We start from the raw sequence: 361 nt of genomic DNA on the forward strand, positions 1-361 counted from the left end.
TGTCAGCCCAGTGTTTGGCAATCAGGTCGCCCTGAATGATGCCGGATTCTTTGGAGTCGGTACCCACATAATAAGCTTTGTCGTAACTATCCAGCGCTTTGCGAGAAGGCTCTTTGTTGAAGAACACAACCGGAATGTTCTGACCACGTGCTTTTTCGATAACGGTGCCTGCAGCAGCCGGGTCAACCAGGTTGATTGCCAGGGCTTTAACGCCTTTCGCCAGCAGAACGTCAATCTGGTCGTTCTGTTTGGACTGGTCGTTCGGGGAGTCGTTCAGCAGCAGCTGTACGCCAGAAGCTTCTTTGGCGTCTTTCTCGATGGCTTTACGGACAACTGACATGAAGTTGTCGTCATATTTATA

At 50.4% G+C, this 361-nt stretch carries 1 protein-coding gene; it reads right to left on the minus strand.

Annotated features, from left to right (window positions below):
- A partial coding sequence (locus BTM36_RS26875; RefSeq protein ID WP_254427111.1) for a substrate-binding domain-containing protein occupies positions 1 to 340 on the minus strand: 340 nt, incomplete at its 3' end.
- Positions 341 to 361: the final 21 nt, after the last annotated feature.

It is taken from the genome of Herbaspirillum sp. VT-16-41 (assembly GCF_001994935.1).
GTDB lineage: Bacteria > Pseudomonadota > Gammaproteobacteria > Burkholderiales > Burkholderiaceae_D > Herbaspirillum > Herbaspirillum frisingense.